This window comes from Robertmurraya sp. (assembly GCF_036676585.1).
Classification (GTDB): domain Bacteria; phylum Bacillota; class Bacilli; order Bacillales; family Cytobacillaceae; genus Robertmurraya_A.
The window spans coordinates 1-6,192 of sequence record NZ_JAKFCQ010000030.1 but is presented as its reverse complement, the minus strand read 5'-3'; the positions used below and the strand labels follow the sequence as shown (position 1 = coordinate 6,192).

Annotated in this window: 3 protein-coding genes; all 3 read right to left on the bottom strand. The window is 38.5% G+C overall.

What is annotated here, in order from left to right; all coding sequences use genetic code 11:
* Window positions 1-441: 441 nt before the first annotated feature.
* Window positions 442-3,651 carry a glucosaminidase domain-containing protein gene (locus ACGLXV_RS03510; protein WP_391557513.1) on the bottom strand — a complete coding sequence of 1,070 codons (3,210 nt, stop codon included), beginning with the start codon at window positions 3,649-3,651 and terminating at the stop codon, window positions 442-444.
* Between the two features lie 346 nt (window positions 3,652-3,997).
* A complete protein-coding gene (locus ACGLXV_RS03505) occupies window positions 3,998-5,590 on the bottom strand; it encodes a response regulator (protein ID WP_391557512.1) in 1,593 nt (530 codons plus the stop codon).
* The coding region (locus tag ACGLXV_RS03500; protein WP_391557511.1) for a sensor histidine kinase at window positions 5,587-6,192 on the bottom strand (606 nt) is incomplete at its 5' end. The genes ACGLXV_RS03505 and ACGLXV_RS03500, both read right to left, overlap by 4 nt.

Below are 6,192 nucleotides of genomic sequence, written 5' to 3'. Positions count from 1 at the left end.
GTCAAACCACTCCTTTTACATTATCTTACTCCCTATTTTAGAGATTCATAGATTTTATGAAACTGCTTACATTGACGAGTAGGGTGGAAAATATTGACCTCACCGGATGCAAAAGTAATCAGAATACTATCAAATATATATATTCCTCTTCATGGGGACTTAGAAACCCTTTTAGTTACCATAAGTATAGTTTGATTGTTTTCATGGGAACATAACTGGTCGTTTGGTTACCGTTAGCTTATTTTTCCTGACTCCACGGGAACTCAACTACCCTTTCTGTTACCACTAAACCCTATTTCCCTCCAGAACGAGCCCTGACAACAGCTCTCTATCCCCATCAATCCACAAAACCTAATGCTAATTTTGTAGTGAGCTTTTAAGACAAAAAAAGTAGTACAACCGAAAATGGTTGTACTACTTATAAATAGTCTCTATTCAAAATTACTTATATTTAGGAATTTCAAGATAAATACTGTATGGTTGGATCTTATAGACTTCATACATAGTGTTTACTTGTTTATAAGCCCATCCAATATCTGTAGCATACTGGTTACCTGCTGCCAGCCTAGTAGACATTAACTCTGGATTCCAACGCATCTCATATATAGTATTTTGAACAATATTGTATGGGTTATTACCACCTAGATATTTATCACTAATAAATTCTGCGCCGCCTACAATTGCTGCATACGGAGTGAACCAGCCCTCGTCATAAGCCCTTTCTACTCCACACGATAGTGGACAAGAATCATATGCGCCAATACCATACATGTTATAAACGGTTTTCCCATTATATGGTACACCTTTTGCAAGAGTAGAAGTTCCGTTTCCTGTTTCGAGTAGAGTATGAGCCATTAAATACACTTCATTAATTCCGTATAGCTTCCCGGCATCGATAAATGCTTGCCCTTGATTTGCTAAAATCCCTTTTCCTGTGAGGTAGGTATTTAATGTTCCTACTGACACGTCACTAGGCTTACTAAGGTTCATGAATTGGAGTCTTTGTTTTTCATCATTGATATATCCTGTTGGATCTAAATATTGCAGCACGTCAGAAGATGTTGCATTGCGCCAATTTCCAATACTTACTGTGTACCAACCGCTAGTATTATCTTCCACTAAAACCAATAGCAGACTCCCAGTACCAACAGATCCATAAATGTGACTAGTACTATTCTTTTCTGCACGAATATTTAGAGTAGTAGAAGTTACTTTACCAACTCGCAAATTATTACTAGCCAGACTGCTATGAACATACAAGACTTGACCTTTGTATTCAATTTTATACCATCTTGTATTTCCAGAAACGCTCTCACCTATAATATTACTGTCTAACAGTATGAAGAGGGTATCTTTTCCAACAGTTGCACCGATACTACTACTCGTATTTGGCAATGTTCTTAAATTCACACTAGTACCAGTTATTGAACCTCCTGCAGACATTTGGAGATATTGTTTGTTAACATAGGCAGGGTAAGTTCTGTATTTATCTGTCTGTGGTGATACTTTCATTTGCATACTTAAAGCATCATTTAAAGTAACATTATAGTTGTTATAGGTAGTAATCACGCTAGGTCTCACAAAAGGTTTACTTGTTGGACCAGGTGCAGCTCCACCTTTGTTAACTAAAACAATTTCTATCGCTTCTAAACGTTTTGATAATGCTTCGGTACCCGCTGATTGGCCATTTTTGGCCCAGTCCAACCAACCGTAGGTTTGCGCATGAACACGATAATAAATATCATAATGTTGAGCCATTTCGCCTGTTAGATTAATTTGAATGGCTTCTAGTCGTTTACCCTCTCCAGATGTACCAGATATCGCACCGTTGGATACATTATTTAACCAGCCATAGCTTTGGACTTGGGTTTTATAAATAATATCTCCGGTGTATGGTTTATTTTGAAGGGATATCTTAATCGCTTCCAAGCGTCTCGATTGCCCTAACGTTCCAGACGTTTTTCCATCTGAAACTGGAGTTAACCAGCCAATGCCTTGTACATGTGTGGAATAACTAACTGACGGATCCACTACCAATGGTTTATTGGTAGCCCCTGGAGCAGCCCCACCTTTTACAACTAACATTATTTGAATGGCTTCTAAACGCTTTGAAAGACCTTGAGTGCCCGCGGATTGACCATTTTTGGCCCAGTCTAACCAACCATAGCTTTGCGCATGAACACGATAATAAATATCATATCGCTCTGCCATTTCACCTGTTAAGTTTATTTGGATCGCTTCCATTCGCTTACCTTCCCCTGATGTACCAGATAAAGCACCATTGGACACATTATTTAACCATCCATAGCTTTGTACATAGGTTCTGTAAGTGATATTTCCAGAATAAGGGTTGTTTTTTAAAGAAACCTTAATAGCTTCCAATCGTTTCGATTGTCCTGATGTTCCAGATGTTTGTCCATTAGTAACAGGAGTTAACCAACCATAACTTTGGACATGGGTTGTATAAGAAACAGATGGTTCGATAACAATAGGCTTATTAGTAGGACCAGGTGCAGCTCCACCCTTTGGTACTAATACAATTTCTATTGCTTCCAATCGTTTGGCAAGTGCCAGGGTTCCAGCAGATTGTCCATTTTTTGCCCAGTCCAACCAACCATAGCTTTGCGCGTGAACACGATAGTAGACATCGTAGTGTGTTGCCATTTCACCAGTTAAGCTTATTTGGATGGCTTCCAAACGTTTGCTTTCCCCTGATGTGCCAGAAATTGCACCATTAGATACATTACTTAACCACCCATAGCTTTGAACATGGGTCTTGTAAGTGATACCTCCGGAATATGGAGCGTTTTGCAAAGAAATCTTAATGGCTTCTAAACGTTTTGCTTCTCCAGATGTTCCTGACATCTTTCCATTAGACACCGGATCTAACCACCCGTAACCTTGCACATGTGTAGAATAAACAACAGATGGATTCGTGACGGCTTTAACGGACACAGTCTGCTCGGATGTTGGAGTACTTTCGACCACTTCTTGACTAGAAGTTTCTGTGCTTTCTGATGTTTGTTCAATAGAAGTAAAATCTTCAGCAGTTGCTTCTTCAGTCGTTTTATCCTCGGTAGGAGTTTCAATTACAGCATTTAGAGAGTTATATTCCTCTTCTGTTATCTCAGTCTTTTGATTATTTTCATCGGTTAAAAAATAAACTAGTCCATGATTTTTAATCAAAGTACCATATTCATCAACGGTCGTTCTCTCTTCAATGGATGTTCCATTGTCATTTTTCTCTACAACATTCCATTGATCGTTTAACTCAAGAGGAGTGACTTTTTCTGCACTAAATGTATCAGAGACAGTGAACCGATAAAAAATACTTTCTTCATCTGTAATATTAAGTTCATCTAACTCCTCACTAACCGATAAAACGGTATCTATTGCTTGATTAGTAGAATGGTAGATTGTTCCGTTAACAGATGATTTGGTTTCATCAGTCCATCCAGTTAGTATCAACGTAACCTCTTCATTGATTATTACTTCTTGTTCTTCACCATTATAATGAACGAAATAGTAACTAGAACCTTCACTAAAATTGACTGTTTTCGAGCTTTCTAATGCATAACCAATACTTAAATTGGAAAGAATAGAGAGACTCACTAGTAAAGTACTAATCAGCAATATAAAGATCTTTTGCATGAACTTCAACTTTTGTTTATACCTCCTAAAAAATATTTTTCAATCACATATTATATAATCATAAAATCATATAATAGTAATTAAGCATAAAGTTAGAATTTAATATAGTAAACTATGAGAATAGACAAACAACATCCTCCCTATTGCTCATAGACAAAATTCAACAAATTTCTATTACATTTATTAGGATAACAAAAATAAGTAGAATTAAATAGGCTTATTTTCTTCCTAGTAATAGGATATTAGTACTATAATTTAGTAGCATAGCAACTAACTAGATATTTATTTCATTTTTTGTATCAATAAAAAGAAGCAACTCTTAGTAGAGTGCTTCCCGTTTAATCATTCATTTCTTCCCATCCAAACTACCCCGATACTCATTCGGCGTAATCCCCACAACCTTCTTAAACACCTTACGAAAATACTTATCATCTTGGTAGCCAATCATATTTGCAATTTCATAAATCTTCAGTTGGCTATTTTTCAACAGTGATTTTGCTTTTTTCATGCGGATGTTCACGATGTAATCAGAGATATTTACGTTAAATTCCTGCTTGAACTTTCGTGAAATATACTCCCGGCTAATGTAAAAATGCTCAGAAATCTCTTGTAGCTTCACGTCACGATCAAAGTTTGCCTGCAAATACGCTTCAATATCTTCAATAATATTACTTGTTTTTCTACTGGCCTGTTTCTTCAGCTTCTTCAAAAACAAACTGATCTCGTGCCTTTTCGCAGCCACATACTCATCCAGCATGAAGTTCCCATCTTCATCAAAGAACGAATCCACTCGCCCCTCAACATCTTCAGACACCTTCACCTCGAGCTTATTGGCTTTATACCAGCGATTGCTCAACAGCAAGTACTCATTTTCAAACTGCAATACTTGCCTAACCGATAAATAGTCCTGTTCGGTAAAATCAGTCCGCACCTGCTCGATGAGCTCGTCGAATGCTTCTATTTCTCCTGCTTGAATTGCCAGGTCTATGCTTGAGGTGTAGTCCATAAGGCTCTTCAATGGTTTGTCCGGCAACACATGTTCCACATACACCTTGCATGCTTTCTGCTCCAACAGATTTCTGCCTACCAGTACTTTCCTCGCTTCTCGGTACGATTCCTTCAGCTGTGAGCTTTCCTCGACCATTTTTCCTAAAGCGATAGGACAAGCAATATTCATAGCCACTTTTAAGGATTTGTAAATACCAGTGAGAATCTCCTTCACCTCATCAAACCGATCCCAAAAGATGATGACAACCTCACCTTTGTTTGATAAATATCGAAAGCCGATTCCACATTCTTTTTCTAGTAAAATTTCGTTCACGACATTCAGTACTGTAAAATACGTTAAATCCCGGTCTCCACCAAAGGCCTCAATCGTTCTTCGGTTAACCCGAATAATCCCCACTGTGTAACTTCGTGATGATTGAAACCCTAATTCCTCAAACAGCCCCTCGTCCACACCCTCATCACTATTCATGAGCTGCGTGAACTTTCGGTCGCGGTAGACAGGCTTCATCATATTCATCAACTGGCCGCTAGTTTCTTCTTTTTTCCGCTCCTGCTCTTCCTTTTTCCATTCGTTCACTGCTGTTTCTAACGTCTGATTCAATATTTCTGGGTCCACCGGCTTGAGCAAATAATCCGTGCTTCCGAAGTGAATTGCTTTTCTCATATAATGATAGTCATCGTATCCAGTGACGACGATCACCTTGCTTGAGGGGTGATTTCCTTTGATCCATTCGAGTAGCTTCGTGCCGTCCATTTTCGGCATTTTCATATCGGAAAAAATAATCTCTGGGCGGAGTTTTTCAATGAGGTTCGTTGCTTCTTCCCCATTGCTCGCTTCATAAATCGTGGTGATTCCGTGCTTCTCCCAATCCCCTAGAAGTTTGATTCCTTCACGTACATGCGTTTCATCATCAACAATTAAAACGATCACGGTTTGTTCCCCTCCTTCGGCATTTCAACAGGAATGCTCATGCTTACAACAAAGCCTTCTTCTCCATTTTTATAAATGGAAAAATCCGCTTGATTTCGATAATAAATCACTAATCGATCATAAATATTTTTCAGGCCGATCGATGCCGATGATTTCTCTGTACCACTATATAATTCGTGACGAATATCGCTTAATTGCTCATCGGTTACTCCTGCTCCATTGTCCTTCACGGAGATTTTAAGCATCCCGTTCTCTTGGACAGCCGCAGAAATGATGATCGATTGTTTGTCAGTATGCTGATCAAAGCCATGCTTAAAGCAATTTTCAACAATTGGCTGCAGAATCATCTTCGGAACGAAAATTCCCTCCGTTTCCTTTTGAATAACCAAATGAAAGTTAAATTGATCATCAAATCGTTGCTTCTGCAATTGCAAGTACGATTTCACATGCCGTATTTCGTGTGAAAGCGGTACGATATCTTCTTTCATATTCATGCTATATCGCATAATTCCCGCAAGTGACGTTAACAACGTATACACCTTTGTCCCGTTAGCTTTGAGTGCCAACGTGCCAATCGATTGAAGCGAGTTGTATAAAAAATG

Excerpts from the sequence above, each read along its gene's own strand:
- ACGLXV_RS03510 (WP_391557513.1), bottom strand. The coding sequence starts at position 3,651 with ATGCAAAAGATCTTTATATTGCTGATTAGTACTTTACTAGTGAGTCTC.